Source organism: Burkholderia metallica (assembly GCF_902832845.1).
GTDB lineage: Bacteria > Pseudomonadota > Gammaproteobacteria > Burkholderiales > Burkholderiaceae > Burkholderia > Burkholderia metallica.
The window spans coordinates 1,183,013-1,204,782 of record NZ_CADFDB010000001.1; the positions used below are offsets into that span (position 1 = coordinate 1,183,013).

Below are 21,770 nucleotides of genomic sequence, written 5' to 3' on the forward strand. Positions count from 1 at the left end.
CAATCTGCGCGAGGCTGCGGGCCGTTTGCATACGGTAAAATTTGCACCGCTCCCGGCGTTCGTGGCAATTTCGTTTCATCTGCAATCCTGAGCGGAGTCACGGCGCCGCGCACGACTGACAGGCGGCATCCGTGAAACACGATGCCGCTACGATAGCGTGCCGGGAACGCCGACTCTGTTCGCATGGTCACTTAGAACCGGTTTCACGAAACCGGCCCGACGCGCCGCCGAACGTTCCCGCACCATATGAAACGCTTGCCGCGATGGCGGCAGCCGCACAGCGCCGCCCCGCCCGCAACGATACCGGTGCGACCTAGAGCGTCGACTCGGTGCGCCGCTTGCGCGCATGCGATGCGGTCGCGCGTTTCGTTTTCCGGGGCGGCGCAAGCTCCGCGGGCGCTCGCCAATCGACAAGCAGTTCCGCACACCGGTCGATCACGTATTGCGCGGCGGCACTGCCGTACAGCGAATGATCGACGACTTCCTGCACGTCGACCGATACGTTCGGGAAGCGTGAAAACGCGTGCGATGCGGGGCCGAAATGCCGGACCAGTGTGTCGACACCCGGGTCGAACGTTCCATAGACGAGATGCGTGCGGATACCGCGCGCCGACATGTCGCGCAGCAATCCGCGCGGCGTATCCTTGCCCGGGCCTCGCCCGACCCGTTCCGCGACTCGCATGACCGGCACCGACATGAAATCCGCCAGGTAGCGCAACAGCCCGCGCAGTACCGGGCGCAGATCGCGACGGCCGCGCAGCAAGCGGCGCCACTTTCCCGTACTGCGCAGCGATGCAAGATAGCCTCGCATCGAATTCGTCTGATTCTTGATCACGTTCGCGAGCGTCTCTCCGCGCGGCCATACGAACACAGGAAGATTGACCGCGATCACGCCGGCAAATGGCCCGTTCGACGCTGCATGAAGCGACGTGTACGCACCGGAGCAAATCCCGAATGCGACGACCTTGTGATGCCCGCCGTCTTTCAGCCAGTTTGCGGCGGCCACCATGTCGGCGATCATCTGATCCGAATACGGGATGTCCCATTGATTGTCACGCGCGTGCTCGTCGCTGTCGCCGATTCCGCTCGAATCGATGCGCAGGCTGCAGATTCCCTGCGCGGCAAGCGACCGGGCGAGTCGAACCGCGAGGCGCCCGTCCGCGATGCGTGGATTGGCGGCCGTATTCGTTATCAGGAGGGTTGGCGCGCCGGCGTGCATGATGTCGTCGGTCGGCTCGCACAGCACCCCGACCAGCTGTTGCGGCCCCACGCGCACGACGCGTTCGACGCTCCCTTTGCCCGTCAGCACGATGTCTTGGTCGGGACGGTGTGCGCACGCCTGAACGATCGAATCAGGTGCGTCGTCGATCCAGCCCGCAATCGCGTCAGGTAAACCCTCCGGCAGCCGCGACCAGAGCGGCTCTCGCATGGCGACTGCCCAGTCGGCACATGCATGGACACTTGCCGCGACACCCCGTGCCTGCAACGCGTCCGACAGGGCCGTGCCGTCGCCGTACGGTGCGTCGACGAGCAGCGCGCGTGCCGGTAATGTGCGCAGTTGACCCGCCGTCTGGCGCAGGTCGATACGCCGAAGCGCCTCGACCAGATCGTCGGGATACGTGTGGCCGAGGATGTTGAGCGGTTTCTCGTCGCGAACCGCGAGTTTCGCGGCCGGTGGCGCGTTGTCGAGCCAGTGCTGCGCGACGACGGAGAGCTCGCGCAGGTAGCTGCGACCGCGTACGACGGGCGCAACCGCGACGAACCGCGTGAGCTCGGGGATGCCGTCCGCGGCGAGGAGCGCGACGGCCGCGCCGGCACGGACGCCCACGAGCGTCAGATCGCTCAGCGTACCGCGCGCGCGCAGCACCTGCACCGCGGAGCGAACGCTCGCGAGCATCTGGTCGAAGCGGCCAGGGTCGCGTTCGTCGCCAAGCGAATCGCCACTCGCCGGATAATGAAATCGCAGCACCGGGAAACCGCGGTCCGCAAGATGCTCGGCGAGTGAACGCACGAGTTTGTGAAGCCACAGTGCTTCGTGACCGAGCGGCTCGCAAATGACGATGCCGTGTGTTCGAGTGCCCTCGTGAAGCCAGCCGACGCATCCATCAAACTGGACAGGTGTCATGGTCTTATCCTTGTTTTAATAAGCGCTAACGAAATACGGTGCAGGGACTTTTCCTCCGTCAGCCTGCCCTGCCAATCTCTTCCCGGCTCCATTCACCGGGAGGTCATGGCGAAACCCGTGTTCGGTCATGAACAGCGACACCCGATCCGGCTATTGCTATTACCGCCGGGGCTCCACGTCCACGACCTGAAATTCTCGGTAGCTGCCGGCATCCACGGGAGAGATCGCACGCTCGTTTCCCGATCTTTCGAAACGTCGGCGTCTCGCTTTGCCGCCGGTCCGAGTCCCGATCGGACCGATCCGCACGGATCAGCCATCCGCCTCGCGAGCGGCTAACACGGTACTGGTCCGACGCGCCGTGAGCGTACGCGCAAGCTGCACGAACGGCGCTTCGCACAATCGATAACCTGCCCAGGACAATGGAATCAGCGGCACGATCGGTACGATCATGTAGAGACCAAGCGGCCATCCGGTGATGTGGAAACGCTGACACAACCAGAACATCGCAAACAGCGGGAGACTATGCAGCAGGTAGATCGAATAGCTGATTTCACCAAGCCATGACAGCACGCGAATGCGCAGCTTCAGCACGGTCGCCAGTATCGCGAACACCGTGATGCCGATGAAGTAAGCGAGCGAGGTCGGTAAGTGGTCCAGGTTGTCATGCCGCCAGTCGCTGAGCGCTCCCATCAGCGCGATACTCGCAATCACCACCGTCACGCAGGCGACTGCCGACCGGTAAGTGATGGCCAGTCGCCCCGGCCCGCCGCTTCCCGGCCATCGAATGCGCAGCACTTGATTCGGTGTGTCGTATGCCTGACGAAAACAGGCGCCCCAAAACATGATGCCGAGGTGATACGGCAAGGTTTTGTATTCGCTGGCCATGCCGGCCGGCGCAAGTTTCAGCGCGACGATCATCGCGAACAGCCCGCTCAACCCGACGCTGACGATGCACAACCAGACCATCCGGTGAAGTGCGCCCAGCCAGAACAGGATCAGGCACAACCCGTAGAAATACAGCTCCGTCTCCAGCGTCCAGCCATGCGGCAATATCAGGCTTGCTCCAAATGCGGCAGGGAGCATGGTCACATTGGCAATGACACCGTCGATGTCCATCCTTTTATCGAACAGATACCAGTGAACGAAATATCCCAACGGAAGCGCCAACCAGTACGCGGGGTAGAGCCGGAAGAATCGCCGAATCAGGAACCGCTTCGTTCCCGCCCCCACCTCGCCGTGCAGGCTGCTCGGAATCAGCATGCCGCTGATCGCAAAAAACACCACCACGCCGATCCGCCCGAAATTCATCGAGCGCTGCAGCGTGTCTAGCGCATGTTGGGAGCCCGCAATCGGCGCAAATCGCTCGGCGTAGTGCGTCCATATGACGAGGATCACCGCAACGGCGCGCATCGCATCGACATGGTGAAAACGCCTCGAATCATTCGATTGGGACATGACTGAAAGGGTAAAAAACCGAAATGTTTCGTCGCGACTCGCCATCGTTGCGATCGAAGTCGAATCCAGCGCTTTCCCGACGATCGCGAGGTGGCACCCACGCGCGATGCATTCGCTGGAGCGGCTCCTGTCATCGGGATCGCATCGTCTGCGTCAACTCGAGCCCGAGTGCTTCTTGTCGATCACGTACCACCAGACCACGGCGATCAACGCATAAAAAGCGGTGCGCGAGCCGAACATCATCCAGTAATCGCCTTGCTGGACCGCAAAGGTCGCGTACGAGAATACCTTCGCCATCAGCCACAGCATCAGCACGCCGCCGCGCATCGTGACCAGGATCTGCAACGCGGCCAGCGCGCCATACACGACGCCAGTCATCGCGACAAAGGCTGCCCCGCCGGCATAACCGAACCAGTACACGGGCACTGCCATGTTTCCCATCGTGAACGTGACGTCGTCGAATATGAACGCCTTGAGCAGCCGAGGCTCCATGTACGACATCATCAGGTCACGCAAACCGCTCGGTTCCGAATCGTCGAAAAAAGTCGGCATCGTCCAGGAAGCGAGCGAGTGCACGAAACGCCAGAACGCCTCCGCGCCGCCCAGCGCCGGCGCCGTGAACATCTGCGCATCGCCGTCCACCACGTACCAGGGCTGCCCCTGCAGCAGAAAACGCGAAGAGATCACGTCGGCCACTTCCAGACCCTGCCCGCGGTACGCATAAATGATCGAAACGGTGCCGAGCAAGAGCGCCAGCCCCGCGCCGATTCCCAGATAGCGAACGACCGGTTTGCCGTTCATCGCATGAATCGCGATGAATGGTGCCAGCGAGCACAGGCCGATATGCAGCACCGCCATGAACTGCTCGCCATGCAGCACGTTCAGCCCGAGGTCGACTGCCATCGTGACGATCGCCAGCCCCCGGATACGCTTGTCGGAACTGGTCGCGATGGTGCCCAGCAAAAAACCCATGAAGGTCTGATTGTTCAGGAACAGGTTGAACATCGCCCCGTTCGATGCATCGTTACGCAACGCATACCGGTTGATGCCGGAAAACATCGAGAACCCCGACGTCAGACCCGCGAGCACGCCGGTCGCGATGATTGCGGCCGCAAGCACGAAGCCCGTCGCAATGCTGATCGGTTGCAACGCGATCCGCGCTCTGACCGGCTTGTGCGACGGACGCTCGTCCAGGAGCCTGTCGAATGCGACGAGCGCACAGACGACAAAGATCAGATAGAACGTCAGGAGCCGGCTGAACGCGCCGGTCGCTTCCCCGGAGATATCGGTTTCCCGAAGGTATCCGCCGTTCTCCAGTCCGACGCCGGCGAGGAATGCGGTCAGGCCGATCGCGAGCACGTAGAGCACCGACACGGCAAACACTGGCCGATACTTGACCAGGACGACAAGCCCCAGTGTCGCCATCAGCAACGTGCACGTCGCGCTCGGCTCCGTCACGCCGAGCGACGGCAGCATCGCATTGATCAGCAACCCGAGCGCAAGCAGCGTCGCTATCGTCACGCCGCTTGCCGATAGGGCACTGACCTGTATCGCTCGCGTAGTCTTGTCCGTCATGCTGCAATCCGAAATTCGTTGCGCCGGTCGTGCGCCGTTCGCGCCCATCTCACGCGACGTTTCTCAGCAGTCCCTTTCTCAATCTGTCCCACGCCTTGAACAGAAATGCATCGGGTACGACATCGCCGGAATCCACTTGCGACCTGACTTCTTTCGTCTGCCGACGGGCATTCGCGTAATAGCTCGAATGCAACGGTGAAGGCCGGAAACCGTTGAACACCAGCCCGTCCACGTTCACGCCGACCCGGTTCAGATTCCGGATCGCTTCCGTCACGCCCGCGTAGCTGACCGCACCTTGCCGCGCTACCATCAACGTGACGTCCGCGAGCCGCGACAACATCGCGACGTTCGCCACCGGGCGCGCCGGCGGCGCATCCACGACGATCACGTCGTATTCGCGCCGCAGCGAGGCGATCAGCGGTTCGAGCCTCTCCGCTCCGAACAGGTGCCGCCCTGGTTCGACATTCCTTCCGCCGGGCAGCACGTCGAAGTTTTCGCGGACGTGGACGATCGCGTTCCCGAGTTCCAGCGAGCCCTTCAGTACGTCGGACAAACCCTTCTGGGATTTCACCGACACGTGTCGATCGACGCTCGATCCGTCTGCGTCGGCACGAACGAGCAAGGTTTTGAGGCCGCTTTCCGAGAACAGGGAGGCCAGATTGGCGGAAATCATCGACCGACCCTGCCCCGGCTCGGGAGACGTAATCAGCACGGCTCTTGATTTACCGTCCTCGGCCGCTTTCCCGTAACGCAACAGCACGGCGAGATTGTCCAGCGCTTCGGCGAGCGGCGTATCGGGGTGCTCCCTTGCGGCGATATACGGCGTTCGTTCTCTCCGGTCGGCCTCGACCTGATGCTGCGAGATCGGGAGCACGCCCAGCATCGGCACGCCAGCTACTTCCTCCAGATGTTCCGGACTCCGAACACGCTGGAAGAACAGCGCACAGGCTTGTGCCGCAGCCACACCCAGTATCAGCCCGATCGCCGCGCCCAACACGACCACGACTGCCCGCTTCGGCTGAACCGGTTTGTCGCTGACAACGGCCGGGTCGATGACGGACGCGTTGCCGACCGTGCCGGCCTTGGCAATTTGCAGCTGCTGCGCGTTGTTCATCAACCCGATGTAGAGCTGATTGTTGACCTCCACGTCGCGCGACAGACGCAAGTAAGTCTGTTGCTGCGACGGCAGGCGCTCAACCTTGCGTTTCAGTTCCGCCGACTGCTGGTCGAGCGTCTTCAGCTTGTTGGCGACAGCGGTAAGCTGAGGTTGCCCGGCGACATACTTCGACGCCATATCCTGATACTCGAGCCTGGCTTCGAGCCGTGACTTCTCGACAAGCGCCAGCTGGTCGATCAGTAATTGCACGTCGCCTTGCGAATCGATCGAGCCTTCCGAATTGCGAAACTCCTTCAGCGCACGCTCAGCCTGCTCCAGCCGCGCCTTCACGAGCGGCAATTGCGTGTCTAGAAATGCCAGGCTGTGCTCGGAGTCTTCCGAGCGACGCTTTGCCTTGGCATCCAGATAAGCGGCTGCAATCGCGTTGAGCAACCGTGCGGCAAACACCGGGTCGGGATCCTCGAAACTCAGCTGCATGATGCCCGACTGGCGCTTCGTTTCCGCCCCGTTCAGTTTCTTCAGGATCACCTCGAGCCGCACCGGCGTGGCGACGCGCTTCACGCGAAATTCCGTACCGGGACGCGCCACGATCCGCGCGATGTTCACCCGATAACCGTTCGCGTCACGCGGTTGACCGACTACCCCCGTCAACACCTCCTGACCGTTGCCGTCCTTCAACACGAAGCGGTTGCCGTCGAGATAATCGAGCGTCAGCTTCTTGCCGACCTGCGCATCCGGAACGTCGAATTCCTTGAATTCGATCCGCTCGCCGCCCCACGCCCAGAATGGCGTATTGAACAACGGTTCGACGAGACCATTCGGACCTTTCGACAAGACCGAACCGAGCAAACCGCCGACGAGCGGTACGCTGTTGCGGACCGACACGTCCGCCTGCGCGACGGTAGCGTCCATCGCCTGGGTAACGACCGCGCGCGAGCGAGCGATATCGATCTCACCGACGACGGCCGAGTTCTCGATATCCAGGGCGTTCGAAATCTCCGAAAGCGAGCCCAGTGCGCTGTGCTTGTTTTCCTGAATCTGTATCAACGTGTCGACGGAGTATATCGGCGTGGCCGTCACCGCATACAGCAGCGCCAGCAGCACACATCCCAGGAAAATGGCCAGAACAACGCGCCAGTGATCCAGCACGTTTTCCAGCGACTGGACCAGCGTAAAACCAACCCCGTCGCGAGCAATACTTCCCGACCCGTCTCGAGATTGCTTCGATGAAGGCCTATCCCATGTCATGCATCAGCTCCCAAATTGCCATCCTGTCGAGCGTCTTGCGACAGTGCCCGCGATTGATCACACCGCTCGCGCCGCTCGCCCCCGGGCCATTCTTTCGGCACCTCACGCAAGGCATGTGTCCTGTGTCCGCCCACCGGCATGCTGTAACGCACCGCCGATTCGTTGCGCAGAAGACGCATGACCTCGCTTGTCCGGCTCACTATGCGATAGATGGGCGGTTTTCTGAGTGCGATGCCTTACATTAAGCGGCACCGGGGAAACGAATCGCCGGGTGGCCAACTCGCTCACGCCAAGCCGGAGGCCGGTTCGAAAGCGTCGCCCGACTCCCCGGAACGCGCCCGATCTGTAAGGTTTGGCCCTGTTTTCGCCGTCCTGGCCGCGCAAGCGCAAGACGAATCGGCGACAGCCCGCAAGCAACGCATCGGTTTCGCGATCCTCATCTTGGTGAACTAGCGCACATCCCTTTTCCGGTGCTTCATACAACATCGGCCATGCGGGAACGAACCTCGGCCTGCACACCGTCGTATCGAGCCGTCAATTGCCCGATAGCGTGCTCCGGATCGCAAGTCTGCCGACAAGCCCGGCGGCATGCGATGAGGTCGACGTGCCGGACGGCCGGTTGATCGACACGGCGAGCGAGTGAGGAAACACGTGAGGTCTTCGGTCGAACGCGGGTGCGCGAGCGTCCCGTCATCTGCGGGACGTCGGCTGCTTCGCGATGCGGCAACGTATTGACGGTCAGCCCGTCTTCACGTCGCTGCGAACGGGGACAACCGGGCAAGGAATGCCGGCACGCATTCCGCGCGGCACCGCTGTCACCGTCGTTGGCTTCCGGACGCCGGAACGCGTTCCGGTGTGACAAGCACGCGATCGGCAAGACGGCCCGGACCGTGGCGAACGTCGACGCGCATCGCACCCATATTTCTCGTTTAACCATGCTGAATGACGACATGAGCAGCCACCCATCATTCGACACGTCGGTGCCGAACAAGAACAATCCCGCGGGGCGTCGAATGCGCGCCGTGTTTTGCCTGGCGCTCGCCGCGCTGCTTTCCGCGTGTGCGTTTGCGCCGGGCCAGCACATGGCGGACACGCCCGCATTGCCGGTCACGACCGACGGCAACGGCGACGTGACCAGTGACATGAAGGTGCCGGTCAGGCAGATCGACCTGACGCTGATCAGCCAGATTCGTGCGGAGCAGAAGAGCCGCACCGCGTTGCCCGTCCCGGGCAGCCTGCTCGGCAAGCCGGACGGCTACCGGGTCGGTGCGGGCGACGTGTTGCAAATCACCGTATGGGATCACCCGGAATTCGCGACCGCGGCCGGCCAGCCGACGCCGAACACGAAATCAGCCGACGCCGCGCCCGGCTTCGTCGTCGATAGCGACGGCAACGTACAGTTCCCGTACATGACGCGACCGATCCACGTCGCCGGCAAGACCGCGGCGCAGATCCAGCGCGAAGTCAGCGCCGAACTCAGGAAGGTGTTCATCAAGCCGCAAGTGACGGTTCGCGTCGCATCGTTCCGTGCCGGACAGATCTATGTGGATGGTGAGGTGCGCGCCCCCGGTTCGCAGGCGATCAACGACATTCCGATGACGCTGGTCGAAGCCGTCAATCGCGCGGGGGGCTTTGCACCGACCGCGGATCAGAGTCGCGTGACGATCACGCGCGATGGAACGACCTATCCGGTGAATGTCGCGCGGATGATGCAGACGGGCGGGAACCCTGCCGCCATCATGCTGAAACCGGGCGATCTGCTGCATGTGAGCGCCCGCGACGACAATCCCGTGTACGTGACGGGCGAAGTGAACAAACCGCTGGCCGTGCCGCTGCAACGCGACGGCTCGCTCTCGCTGAACGAGGCACTCGCGCAGGCCGGCCAGCTCAATCAGCAGACGTCGAACGCCAAACAGGTTTTCGTACTGCGCAAGGCCGACGACAGCGCCCCCGTCGTCTATCGACTCGACATGAAGTCACCGGTTTCGATGCTGCTGGCGAACCAGTTTCCGCTGGCGTCGAAGGACATCGTCTATGTCGACAACACCGGGCTCGTTCGCGCGAGCCGCGTGCTGAACCTGCTGTTGCCGGCGATCAGCGCCGGTTTGACCGGCGCGCTCGTCACGAAGTAACCGTCGCGCATAACCGCAGGTCCGGTTCGGTGCGTGCGCAACGAACCGGACCGCGCACATCGTATTACCGCCGCGAAATCGCCCGCCTCCAGGGCTACATCCGATTCGACAGCGTCGGGCGGCCCGTGCGTCGCCGCCCGCGTGGTCCGGTCGAGCCCTTCCCGACTGCCCGTCGACATGAAGACGCGCGTTATTGCCCCAGTCTCGGAATCATCGTGACGGTGGGCGCGGCACTATAGGCGACCGTCATGGCGTCGCCCGGTTTGAGATCGACCATGCCGTTCGTCAATCCGGTCGCATATGCCTGCTGCCCGTTTCGCGACACGCTGATTGACGATACCGTACCGCCGGCGACCGACATGCTGACCGCGCTCGGGTTGTTGTTCGTAAACCTCCACGGCGAAGCACCCACTGTCGTCACAACCGGCGTCAGTTGCACGCCGAAACCGACAAAGCCGTTTTGCGCGATATTGTCTTCGCTCCACGACGTGTAGGACCATGAACTCGATGAGATCAGCGAGTCGATTGCGCGAGGATAATTGACTGGCTGGGCCATATAGTTTCCCCGCAGCTTGAGCGATGCCCCGGCCGTGAGCGTCCCGATCGTCACAAGGCGAGCAAACCCGTTGCAGCAGCCGATATTTTCCCCAGTATTGCCGCTGACCTCGGTGAACGACGTGCAGGATCCGTCCACGTAGATCCCGTCCTTCGCGATGCCGGACAGCTGGTTCTTCGAGACGATGCACCCTCGGGTGTTGTACAGGGTGATTCCGGAAACGGCGCTCAATCCGCCGGTCCCGGTGAACGTAATCGACGCGCCACTGGCAATTCCGCTGCCCGTGAAATTATTGGACAGCGTAACGGTCGGGCCATTTCCGTTACCGGAAACCGATGTCACGTAAGTGCCGACCGGGATATTCGTTCCGGATACGCCTTGCCCCACCGCACAGCCGCGTGCCGACGGATACGGCGTAAACGTCAGCATGTTGGTTCCCGCCGCCGATGCAGCCGAAGTCGTGATCGTTTGAGACGTCATGCAGACCATCGGAGTAAAGACGATGGAAGCACCGCTCGCCACGGTGCCGGTCGTCGCCTTGCTGAGCGTCACCGAAGTCGCCGCCACACCGGTCACGAACGTCCCGGACGCAATGTTGACGCCGCTGACGCTCTGCCCAATCGACACACCCGTCGTTTCATTGCCAGGCGCCCCAAAGCCGTAGTTGTCGTTATAAGCGACGCCAGTCGTCGTGGCGAACGTCAGCGACGTGGCGGCACTCGCGGCGGCAGTGGTCGTCGCGATCGTCGTCCCGAACAGGCCGACGCCGGAGAAAATCACGGTCCCGCCACTTGGTACGGTCGCATTCTGGCTCAGCGTCACCGTCGATACGCCTGCCGACACGACCGTGCCGATCGGTACGCTCGTCGATCCGTTGAAATACCAGGCCGTCATGCCGACGGCAACGCCCGGGGTATTGGCAAAGCTCAGTGTCGTCGACGCCGAGGTCGCACTGATCGTCGTCAACGGGAACCCGTTCTTGTTGTTCGGATCCCATGCATTGCTGATCATGTTCTGCGAAATATTGACGTGGATGTTGTTTCCGGCCGGCTGCCATAATCCGATCGGTGTTCCCGCCGCGTTCTTGATCGTGTTGTTGACGATCGTGATATTCGAATTATTAAATCCACTCGTCGCGGTCACGGCCAATGCCGCATAACCGATCGGGCCATTTGGCTCATTAACTATCGCGCCGATGTTGGATTGCACCCCGCACGTATCCAGAATATTGTTAGCAACCGTCACGTTATCGTTGCCGTACGACTGGTAAACGCTCGTCAGCTCTGACGCGACATAAATGCCGGCCCCCATGGGGTTGTAGATCTGATTGTCAGTCACCGTGACGTCTTGAGCACCCACAATCGCTATGCCACGTGCATATTTGGTTCCGACGACCCTGTTGTTTGCGATCGTAACGCGGCGAGGACGGACGCCCTCGTTGAAATAACCAACTACCGCGAACGCGTCGTCGCCGCCATTGATCACTTCATTATTCGTGATGGTGATGTCCGAGCTTGCCTTGGTAACATGAATGCCGTCGTGCCAGATATTGAGCAGTGTATTGCCGAAAACCTTTCCATTGATGCAACTTCGCATTATCGCGCCGCCGCCGGCCGAGTTATTGAACTTGCATCCCGAAATTTCGAACTGGCTGCAATCCAGCATATTGACTGAGCCGGCGTTCTCATCCGGATAATACGCGGTTGCATTTTTTGAAAAAAATTGTAGATTCCGTACTTTGAAATTACTGACGCCCTTCCAGTAAATAACCGAATTCTGGCCTTGCAGTGTAGTGCACTGCAAGATCGAGTCCCACCCGGCCCCGATGATCGAGGCTTTAGCGGTCAGCGTATTGCTATACAGGTAGGTCCCCGGTGGAAAATACAACGGGATCCCGGCATTGAGTGCTGTCTGGAGTGCCGCTGTATCGTCGGTCACACCATCGCCCATCACCCCGAACCGCTTCACACTCATCGGCAGATCGACCAGTTCCTGGAGAAGCGTTCTTGCGGTCAGGCCCGTCGCCGTACCAACGATATATGTTGCCGGAAATTCTGCTGTCATCTAAGCGCCCCTGGCATCGCAATCCATCGCGACGCAAAAAATTAAATAGCCGGATTATTGGCGATCGGCCAATCTCGTATACATCGTTTCGCGACCATGTCGCCTGCCTTCAATGCACGCATGCTCGCGCCGAATCGCATGCGCCTTTCTTAGAGTAGAGGCGGTTTTCACGACGAAATGTACGTGGACTAACCGAATCAGACAGACGGGTCCGGAAAATCCTTGCGTGCCCGATACGACAGAAACTCGACAGGGATCGTGGCGCTCCTGCACGCACGGGATGCATATCGATGCCACGCGCAGGAACGGCAGTTCGACCACATCTCGATGGACGACGATTTTTTCCTCGGTCGAGTACTTCTTACTCCGCACCGCCACCGCAATCGGGAACGATGACCGTCTTTTCATCGCGTCTCACGACCGCGCCGAATAAAGATCGTATGTATCGGTAGAAACACCGATGCTGTAGTCGAACTACATTCTTACCATTAGTCGCTGCTGAGAGTCGCTACATCCGATTCGACAGCGTCGAGCGGCCCGTGCGTCGCCGCCCGCGTTGACCGATCGAGCCCAACCGGCCGTAACGATTCCCCGCCTGGCCTGGCATGCCGACGCGCAACCACCCTGCATCGCCAGCCGAATGCGTCCGGTGCGAATCCACCGGACGTGCGCAGCTCCAGACATCATTCGAACAACCGGCAATACGATCATGGAGAGCAACATGCGGGACAAACTCTGGCCGGCCGTCGTGCTGGCAGCGACCCTCTGCACCAATGCCTACGCAAGCAACGCCGATTTCAACTCGCAGGGCGATGCCACCGATGCGTTCGCGTCGGCTGCCGCGCAACGGCGCGCCGACCTGCTCGTGCGCAAGATGACGCTCGACGAAAAACTGCAGTTCATTCATTCGCAATACGAAATGTCGAAGGTGCCCGGCGGCGGCGCCGGCTACATCCAGGGCGTGCCGCGGCTCGGCATTCCCGACCTGAACATGGTCGATTCGGCCACGGGGTCCGGCAGCACGTCGCAGGCCAGCACGACGTTCCCGGCGACGATCGCGGTCGCCGCGAGCTGGGATCGCCGGCTGTCGTACGACTACGGCAAGCAGGTCGCGATCCAGTTGCGCGCGCAAGGGTTCGGCATGGGTCTCGGCGGCGGCACCAACCTCGCACGCGAGCCGCGCGGCGGCCGCCTGTTCGAGTATCTCGGCGAGGATCCGCTGCTGGCAGGCGACCTGCTCGCCGAACGCACGCTCGCCACGCAGCGGCAGAAGGTCATCGCGACCATCAAGCACTATGCCGGCAACGAACAGGAGCACGGCCGGATGGGCGGCAACACGCAGATCGACGAGCGCACGCTGCGCGAACTGTATCTGCTGCCGTTCGAGATCGCCGCGAAGCGCGGGCGGCCCGGCAGCGTGATGTGCAGCTACAACCGCCTGAACGGCGCGTATGCGTGCGAAAACCCTCACTTGCTGAACGACGTGCTGAAGAACGAATGGGGCTTCCAGGGCCAGGTGCAGTCCGACTGGGGCGCTACGCATAGCACCGCCGCGTCGATCAACGCCGGGCTCGACGAGGAAGAGGACGTCGGGCCGTCCGTGTACCTGACGCCCGCGGCCGTCAAGCAGGCGATCGCGAACGGCTCGGTGTCGACCGCACGACTCGACGACATGGTGCGGCGCAAGCTCGCGGTGATGATCCGCGTCGGCGTGATGGACGATCCGGCCAAGGGCGGCGGCACGATCGATTTCGCGGCCGCGAACCGGTTCGCGCAAACCGCTTCCGAGCAATCGATCGTACTGCTGAAGAACGACGGCAACCAGCTGCCGTTGGTCGCATCGGCGTTGTCGCGTATCGCCGTGATCGGCGGCCACGCCGACGCGGCCGTGCTGTCGGGCGGCGGCTCGGGCAACACGCGCGACCCCGTATCGGGATCGTTCGCGGGCTGCGGCGGCCTCACGTTCGGTTCGTCGACCGGATGCAGCTGGTGGCGCAATCCGTGGCTGAAGGTCGACGTGCCCATCGTCGCGGCGATCCGCGCGCTCGCGCCGGCCGCGCAGGTCACGTATGCGGGCAACAGCGACCAGCAGTCGCCGTTCCGCGCGTACACGCAGCAGGAGATCGACCAGGCCGCGGCACTCGCGGGCCGTTCGGACGTCGCGATCGTCGTGGTCGCGCAGCCGGCCGGCGAGGATTTCGGCGATCTCCAGAGCCTGAGCCTCGCGAACCCGTCGAACCAGGATGCGCTCGTCGAGGCCGTCGCCCGCGCGAATCCGCACACGATCGTCGTCGTCCAGAGCGGCAACCCGGTGCTGATGCCGTGGAAGGACCAGGTCTCGGCGATCGTCGAGGCGTGGTATCCGGGCGAAGCCGGCGGCAAGGCGATCGCGAACGTGCTGTTCGGCGCGGTCAACCCGTCCGGCAAGCTGCCCGTCACGTTCCCCGCGCGCGATCAGGATTCGCCGACCTGGGGGCAAAACGGTGCGTTCGACAACGATCCCGTCTATGCGGAAAAGCTGAACATGGGCTATCGCTGGTATGACGCGCGCAACATCAAGCCGATGTTCGAGTTCGGCTACGGGCTGTCGTACACGCACTTCGCGTATTCGGGTCTGTCGGTGTCGCGGCAATGGGACGGCTCGCTGAGCGTCGCGTTTACCGTGCGCAACGACGGGCGCGTTGCGGGCGCGGAAACGCCGCAGGTCTATCTGGGCGTGCCGTACAAGGACGAACCGCCGAAGCGGCTGGTCGGCTGGGAGAAGATCCGGCTGAATCCGGGCGAGGCGCAGCGCGTGCGCGTGACCGTGTCGCCGCGGATGCAAAGCGTGTGGGATACGTCGCGTAACGGCTGGCGGATGGTGCCGGGCGGAACGGTGTATGTGGGGGCGTCATCGCGGGATATCCGGTTGCACGGTAACTGATCGCCGATGAACCAACCGGGGGAGCCGCGCATGCCGTGCCCGGCTCCCCCGCGTTTGCCCATCCGCTGACGATCTTTACCGGAACATCAACGCCAGCAACATCGCCAGCGCGGCGATAGCGGCTATCCCCGCCGCGATGCCGGCCAGATGCGCGGCGACCACCACGCCGGCAGGCAGGCGCATCGGCGCCGCCCTGTACGCGTTGTCCGGCGAGCGGACACGCGCTACCGGTCGGGCCCGCGATCGCGACCCGACGCCGGCCATCACGCGCCGCTCCCTTCCAGCGTATCGAGCAACGGCCTGGCCAGATGCATGACCTGGTACACCGTGCCCGCGCCACTGTCGTCCGGCTCGTGTTCCGATACGCGTATCCGCGTCAGCCGCCAGCGTAGCGGGTCGACGCTGACGGCCGCCGCGATCACGCCCTGCCGGGCGGCCGCTTCGCGATTGCGCGCGATCTCCTGTGCCAGCGTCGCGTCGAGATCGGCATCCGCCGGAATATCGACGGCCTCCAGCAGCACGAAACGCGCGGTCGACGCACTGCCCTTGCGCGCATCGAGCGCGACCTGCACGTCGATCGGCGCGCGTCCGAAGCTGTCCGTCACGACCCGGTAGCGGCCGTCCGTGACGAAGCCGGCAAATGCCTGTTCGTTGCGCCACAGATAAAGCGATGCATAGCCGTTTTCCGTCGCACCGTAGCGGCCCGCCTCGCGCAGCAGGAACCCCTTGAACACCAGCTCAGGCGTATCGTCCCAAAGCCTGCCGCGCTCGCGCACGCGATCGCGGATGATGTCGAGGTCGTAGTCCGCCGGCAGGCGATGCACGTAGTACGCGGTCAGCATGATCGACTCCTGGAAACGAAACGGAAGATTCCGAACGGCTTGAACACAGCGTAGAAGCGCTTCAATCATTTGAAAAGACGATGGCAGAATATTTCAATGATTCGTTTTTGAAATGGATGCGTGTACGATGAAAACGCTCGATATCGAAGCCGTGCAGGCGTTCGTGCTGACCGCCGATCTCAAGAGCTTCACGCGCGCCGCCGAGGCGATGGACACCACGCAATCCGCGGTGAGCCTGAAGATCAAGCGGCTCGAGGACGGCCTCGGCCGCCGCCTGCTGGAACGCACGCCGCGCCAGGTTCGCCTGTCGGCCGACGGCACTGCGTTCCTGGAGCCCGCGCGCGAACTCGTTTCCGCTCACCAGGGTGCGGTCGACGCGTTCGGCGCCGGCCAGCGCCGGCTCGTGATCGGCGTGAGCCATCATGTCGTCGGCGCCGACCTGCCGATGCTGCTGCGGCGCATGAGCGAAGCCGAGCCGGGGCTCGTGCTGGAAATCCGGGTCGCTGCGTCGCGCGACGTGCTCGATGCGTTCGACCGCGGCCAGCTCGATGCCGCCGTCGCGCTGCAGCACGACAGCCGGCGGCTCGACGGCGAAACCATCCTGTCCGAGTCGTTCGGCTGGATGGCCGCGGCCGATTTCGAGTACCATCCGCCGCAACCGCTGCGGCTCGCGACGCAGGCCGAGCCGTGCAGCGTACGCCGCATGGCGGTCGGCGCGCTGGACGAAGCCGGCGTCGCATGGACGGAAGTGTTCGTCGGCGGCGGTGTGGCGACGATCGGCGCGGCGGTGTCCGCGGGGCTGGCCGTCGCCGCGCTCGGGCACCGCGTGGCGCCCGTCGGGACGGTCGACGTGGGCGCGCGATACGGGCTGCCGCCGTTGCCGGCGCGCGACGTGGTGCTCTACTCGAACCTGACCGATGCACGCGCGCGACAGGCGCTGCGCACGCTGGGCGCGGCGCTGCGGTCGTCGGTCGGCGTGCGGTGACACCGCCGGATAGCTGCCACCGCACCCGTCACATCGCGGCAGGTTTCGTGTTTTCGTATCCGGGACATCTGCGGGAACGGGCCCTGCCGGCATGGAAAGGCTTCGATGCCCGCCACGGTAAAATCCTGTCTTCGTCCCGCCGAACCGCCGCCCATCCCTGCCCGGATCGGGATCACCCACGTCGACAAGCCCTCATCACTTTGATTTCGTTACTCTTTCCCCCTCACGGCGCATGAACTACTCGCTCGCCACCACCTACATCCGGGAACTCGAGATCCGCAAGAGCCGCTTCATCGGGTACGCGATTCCCGTCGACGACCGCGACGCCGCGATGCAGGCGCTGCAGCGCCTGCGCGACGAGCATCCGGCGGCCACGCACGTGTGCTGGGCGTTGCTGGCGGGCGGTCAGTCGGGCATGTCGGACGACGGCGAACCGTCGGGCACCGCGGGCCGGCCGATTCTCGAAGTGCTGCGCCATCACGATCTCGACGGCGTGCTCGGCGCGGTGGTGCGGTACTACGGTGGCGTGAAGCTCGGTGCCGGTGGTCTGGTGCGCGCTTATACCGATGCGATCGCGTCGGCGCTGCTCGATGCCGAGCGCGTCGAACGCATCCGCTACACACGGCTCGCGATCGAGATCGGCTACCCCGAGGAAGCGCGCGTGCGCCGCTGGATCGAACAGGCCGGCTATGAACTGGTCGACAGCGCGTACGGGATGACGGTCAGGCTCGTAATCAAGCTGCCCGAGACCGCCGACGCGAATGCACGAACCGAGCTGTTCGACCTGACGCAAGGACGATCGGGCTTTCCGGATCTGTGACGCGTGGCCGCCGCGCGCCCGGTCGTCCCGGGCGGTCAGCAAATTGCGCGGAAAAATCAGATACGTCCGATAGAAAAACCGGGCACCGCCACTTACTCTCATCGGGTTCCCGGCGACTCGCAGCGCAAACGTTTTACCCGCAGCCGGCGCAGGCAGCATGCCATGGCCGGGCGTGCCGCCGCGCGGTTCGTCGCGCGTCGCCATAATCAAAACTCAGCTACGGGATAACGGACGCATGTATCAAGTGCAGACACTGCAAGCCCAGCTTGCGGAACTCGATCGACGCATCAAGGCGGCGCGGAGCCGCGAACGCAGCGCGGCGCTCGCGCAGGTACGCGAGCTCGTCACGAGCTACGCGCTGACCGCGCGGGAAATCTTCGGGCAGGGTTACAGCGAGCGCGCGAAGCTGTTCACGGTCGGCGTGAAGTACCGCGATCCGGCAACCGGCGCGACATGGAGCGGGCGCGGGCGCGCCCCCGCCTGGATAGTCGGGCGCGACCGCAACGCGTTCCTGATCCGGGAGTAACGTGCGCCGCATCGCGCGGCGCCCCCTTCATCGCATCGAATCCGCCGGGGCCGCCCGGTCACTCAGTAAACATCCGGCACGATCATGGTGTCCGGCACCGGCCGGCGGATGTAATCCTCGTGATGCTCGCGCGGCGGCAGGTCGATCGGTGCGTGCGGCACCTCGTGATACGGCACCTGCTGCAGCAGATGGTGAATGCAGTTCAGCCGCGCGCGCTTCTTGTCGACGGCCTGCACGACCCACCACGGCGCTTCCTCGATGTGCGTGCGCTGCAGCATCTCTTCCTTCGCGGCCGTATAGGCTTCCCAGCGGCGGCGGCTCTCGAGATCCATCGGGCTCAGCTTCCATTGCTTGAGCGGATCCTTGATCCGGCTCTGGAATCGCACTTCCTGCTCGTGATCGGTGATCGAGAACCAGTATTTGACGATCTGGATCCCGCTGCGCACCAGCATCTTCTCGAATTCGGGCACCGAACGGAAAAACTCCTCGTATTCCTCGTCGGTACAGAAGTTCATCACGCGCTCGACGCCGGCGCGGTTGTACCAGCTGCGGTCGAACAGCACGATCTCGCCGCCGGCCGGCAGATGCGCGACATAGCGCTGGAAATACCATTGCGTGCGCTCGCGGTTGTTCGGCGCCGGCAGCGCCGCCACGCGGCACACGCGCGGATTCAGCCGCTGCGTGATGCGCTTGATCGCGCCGCCCTTGCCGGCCGCGTCGCGCCCTTCGAAAATGACCACGAGCCGGTGCCCGGTGCTCACGACCCAGTCCTGCAGCTTCACGAGTTCGCCCTGCAGCCGGAACAGTTCGCGGAAATACCGCTTGCGCGCCTCGCGGCGCTCCTGCGAAAACAGCAGCTCGTCGCTGTCGTCGAAGCGGCGATCGTCGAGCTCCATTTCGAGCTCTTCGTCGTAGGCGTCGACCAGATCTTCCTCGAAGCGGCGCTGGCGCACCTCCATCGATTCCTCGGTGCGGTCGTCGATCTCGGTACGGATATCGTTGTCGCCCATGGGGCCTCCTTCCATCACATTGACGCAGCCAAACGCTCACATTATCCCAGTGTCGCGCGTCAAATTCATGAAAATGGGGCCGGCCCGGCGTCCGTCCCCCGCGCGCGCGCAACGAATTCGTCCGTATTGCCGCCCGGCCGGAAACCGATCCCGTCGACGCCGGCCTGCCCGCGCAGCCCGGTGCGCCGTTTAATTTAAAAGGAGAATTCTTTCAAACCATGCGTCCATAAAAAAAGCCGCCTGATACCTTGGCGGCTTCTGCTTCGGCCGGCGCGTGGAACGCAACCGGTCGGCGCGCTGGTCAGCGGATGATCCGCGTCACCCCCCGCCCACGCGGGTCGGCCATCGCCTCCGGCGTCTTCCCGTCGATCTTGATCACCTGGATGTCGCCACTGAAATCCTGCCCCTTCAGCGTGTAGCCGCGCGCCTCGATCTGCTTCGCGAGCTCGCCTTCGATCGGGTGGTACGGCTCCCAGAAGATCGTGTTCGGCGGCAGCAGCTGGTGATGGAAGCGCATCGCGCCGACCGCTTCCTTCAACGGCATCTTGAAGTCGTAGATGTTGTTGATCACCTGGAAGATCGACGTGAAGATGCGCGAGCCGCCCGGCGTGCCGATCACGAGCGACACCTTGCCGTCCTTGGTCATGATCGTCGGCGACATCGACGACAACGGGCGCTTCTTCGGTTCGATCGCGTTCGCGTCGCTGCCGACCACGCCGAACATGTTCGCGACGCCCGGCTTCGCGGAGAAGTCGTCCATCTCGTCGTTCAGCACGATGCCGGTGCCGTCGGCGATCACGCCCGAGCCGAAGTAGCCGTTGATCGTGTACGTGTTCGACACCGCGTTGCCCCACTTGTCGACCACCGAGAAGTGCGTCGTTTCGGCTTTCTCCGGCATCGTCGTGCCGAGGCCCGGCTGCACGCTCTTCGTATCCGACGGCTCCTTCGGATTGACTTCACCCGCCCGCTTCGCGATGTACGCGTCGTCGGTCAACTGCGCGATCGGCACCTTGTAGAAATCGGGATCGCCGAGATACTGCGCACGATCGGCGAACACGCGCTTCTCGATTTCCGCGACGAGGTGGATGTACTGCGGCGAGTTGAGCTTCACGCCCTCGAAGTCCTGCTTGAGGTCGGCCTTCATCTTCAGCAGCTGCACGAGGCCGATACCGCCCGAGCTCGGGGGCGGCGCGGTGATCACGTCATAGCCGTTCCACTTCGCCTGCACCGGCTGGCGCCACACCGCGCGGTACTGCGCGAGATCCTCGGTAGTGATCAGCCCGTTGCCGTCGCCGGTCTTCATCGACGCGGCGATCAGCTCGGCCGTCTTGCCCTTGTAGAAACCTTCCGCGCCGTCGTTCGCGATGCGCGTGAGCACGTCGGCGAGATCCGGCTGCTTGAAGTTCGCGCCGGCCTTCAGCCCGGAGAAATACTTGTCGAAGTTGGTCTTGCCGCCGAACTCCTTCGATGCGTCGACGCCGCGCTGCGCGAGCTGTTCGTCGACGACGAAGCCGTCGCGCGCATAGTGGATCGCCGGCGCGAGCACCTGCTTCCACTTCAGCTTGCCGAAGCGCTTCTGCGCTTCCCACATGCCCGCGACCGTGCCCGGTACGCCGACCGCGCGCGGGCCGTACAGGCTCATGCCCTTGACGACGTTGCCGTCCTTGTCGAGATACATGTCCTTCGTCGCGGCGAGCGGCGCGCGCTCGCGGTAGTCGATGAAGTACGGCTTGCCGTCCTTGTAGATCGTCATGAACCCGCCGCCGCCGATGTTGCCGGCTTCCGGATACGTGACGGCGAGCGTGAACGCGATCGCGACGGCCGCGTCGATCGCGTTGCCGCCTTCCTTGAAGATTCGCTCAGCCGCATCCGCGCTGTACTTGTCGGCCACCGCGACAGCCGAGCTCGTCAGGACCGCCGGCTGCGGCCCCTTCGCATAGACGGGCGCGTTCGGCAGGAAGCCGATGCCGGCCACCGTCGCGAGCACGGCAGCGGATGATTTGAAGCGATTCAGCGTAGTCATTGCATGTCCCCCATGTGGATCTCCTTCAGGCAGGAAAGGCGCCTGTTCCGCTCATGGCCGTCGGCGCGCCGACGGTCATCTCCGGTTTCGTAGTATAGGGGGACAAAAAGGGTCGAACACGTGGTGTGCGACGAAAGCGCATCGTTATGTGCGCGCGGTCATGCCGCGGCCTGCTCGGTTTGCAGGCGGATCGGTCGAAATTGCATGCGACACGACCCCGGTTCTTCTCCGCAAAACGCCTTCAACATACCTCATCACGCAGCGCACAAAACCGAAAGTTGCGAACCGCGCGGCACGCCACGCGGCACGCACAAAAAATTCCGCAAACATCCCTGCCGCAGCGCGGGCCGATCTGAGAAGATAGCGCCC

13 protein-coding genes are annotated in these 21,770 nt (G+C 63.3%); 5 read left to right on the forward strand and 8 right to left on the reverse strand.

Translation table 11 applies throughout. The features are described 5' to 3' along the window. Positions 1-313 precede the first annotated feature (313 nt). The 4 genes from HWX08_RS05195 to HWX08_RS05210 all read right to left on the reverse strand — a co-directional run bounded on the left by HWX08_RS05195 (position 314) and on the right by HWX08_RS05210 (position 7,520). The gene (locus HWX08_RS05195; RefSeq protein ID WP_069259744.1) at positions 314-2,125 is read right to left on the reverse strand and encodes a serine aminopeptidase domain-containing protein; all 1,812 of its coding nucleotides are present in this window, start codon (positions 2,123-2,125) and stop codon (positions 314-316) included. 309 nt (positions 2,126-2,434) lie between these two features. Then, positions 2,435-3,580 carry an acyltransferase family protein gene (locus HWX08_RS05200; RefSeq protein ID WP_174921742.1) on the reverse strand — a complete coding sequence of 382 codons (1,146 nt, stop codon included), beginning with the start codon at positions 3,578-3,580 and terminating at the stop codon, positions 2,435-2,437. A gap of 153 nt (positions 3,581-3,733) precedes the next feature. After that, positions 3,734-5,155 (reverse strand): DUF6418 domain-containing protein, encoded by a 1,422-nt coding sequence (locus tag HWX08_RS05205; protein ID WP_174921710.1) that lies wholly within the window; start codon positions 5,153-5,155, stop codon positions 3,734-3,736. A gap of 49 nt (positions 5,156-5,204) precedes the next feature. Beyond that, a complete protein-coding gene (locus HWX08_RS05210) occupies positions 5,205-7,520 on the reverse strand; it encodes a GNVR domain-containing protein (protein WP_174921709.1) in 2,316 nt (771 codons plus the stop codon). Positions 7,521-8,470: 950 nt separating this feature from the next. Here HWX08_RS05210 and HWX08_RS05215 point away from each other — a divergent pair. After that, positions 8,471-9,652, forward strand: coding sequence for a polysaccharide biosynthesis/export family protein (locus tag HWX08_RS05215; protein WP_069261124.1), 1,182 nt, complete (start codon positions 8,471-8,473; stop codon positions 9,650-9,652). A 190-nt stretch (positions 9,653-9,842) separates the two neighbouring features. Here HWX08_RS05215 and HWX08_RS05220 read toward each other — a convergent pair whose 3' ends face one another. Next, on the reverse strand, positions 9,843-12,272 hold the full coding sequence (locus HWX08_RS05220) for a glycosyl hydrolase family 28-related protein (protein ID WP_174921708.1): 2,430 nt from the start codon (positions 12,270-12,272) through the stop codon (positions 9,843-9,845). 721 nt (positions 12,273-12,993) lie between these two features. On the opposite strand from HWX08_RS05220, the gene HWX08_RS05225 reads away from it, so the two are divergent. Continuing rightward, positions 12,994-15,195 (forward strand): glycoside hydrolase family 3 C-terminal domain-containing protein, encoded by a 2,202-nt coding sequence (locus HWX08_RS05225; protein ID WP_174921707.1) that lies wholly within the window; start codon positions 12,994-12,996, stop codon positions 15,193-15,195. Positions 15,196-15,458: 263 nt separating this feature from the next. On the opposite strand, the gene HWX08_RS05230 is transcribed toward HWX08_RS05225, so the two are convergent. Continuing rightward, positions 15,459-16,037, reverse strand: a complete 579-nt coding sequence (locus HWX08_RS05230) for a DUF4865 family protein (protein ID WP_174921706.1) — start codon at positions 16,035-16,037, stop codon at positions 15,459-15,461. Positions 16,038-16,164: 127 nt separating this feature from the next. Here HWX08_RS05230 and HWX08_RS05235 point away from each other — a divergent pair, with 127 nt between their 5' ends. The 3 genes from HWX08_RS05235 (at position 16,165) to HWX08_RS05245 (ending at position 18,368) form a co-directional block, all read left to right on the forward strand. Further along, positions 16,165-17,022: a LysR family transcriptional regulator gene (locus HWX08_RS05235; RefSeq protein ID WP_069261122.1), complete on the forward strand. Its 858-nt coding sequence runs from the start codon at positions 16,165-16,167 to the stop codon at positions 17,020-17,022. Between the two features lie 232 nt (positions 17,023-17,254). After that, complete coding sequence (locus HWX08_RS05240) at positions 17,255-17,842, forward strand: IMPACT family protein (protein WP_174921705.1); 588 nt, start codon at positions 17,255-17,257, stop codon at positions 17,840-17,842. 235 nt (positions 17,843-18,077) lie between these two features. Next, positions 18,078-18,368, forward strand: a complete 291-nt coding sequence (locus tag HWX08_RS05245; RefSeq protein WP_069259736.1) for an H-NS histone family protein — start codon at positions 18,078-18,080, stop codon at positions 18,366-18,368. Positions 18,369-18,430: 62 nt separating this feature from the next. Here HWX08_RS05245 and ppk2 read toward each other — a convergent pair whose 3' ends face one another. Continuing rightward, positions 18,431-19,378, reverse strand: coding sequence for a polyphosphate kinase 2 (ppk2, locus tag HWX08_RS05250; protein WP_069259735.1), 948 nt, complete (start codon positions 19,376-19,378; stop codon positions 18,431-18,433). 301 nt (positions 19,379-19,679) lie between these two features. Beyond that, positions 19,680-21,401, reverse strand: coding sequence for a gamma-glutamyltransferase (ggt, locus tag HWX08_RS05255; RefSeq protein WP_069259734.1), 1,722 nt, complete (start codon positions 21,399-21,401; stop codon positions 19,680-19,682). Positions 21,402-21,770: the final 369 nt, after the last annotated feature.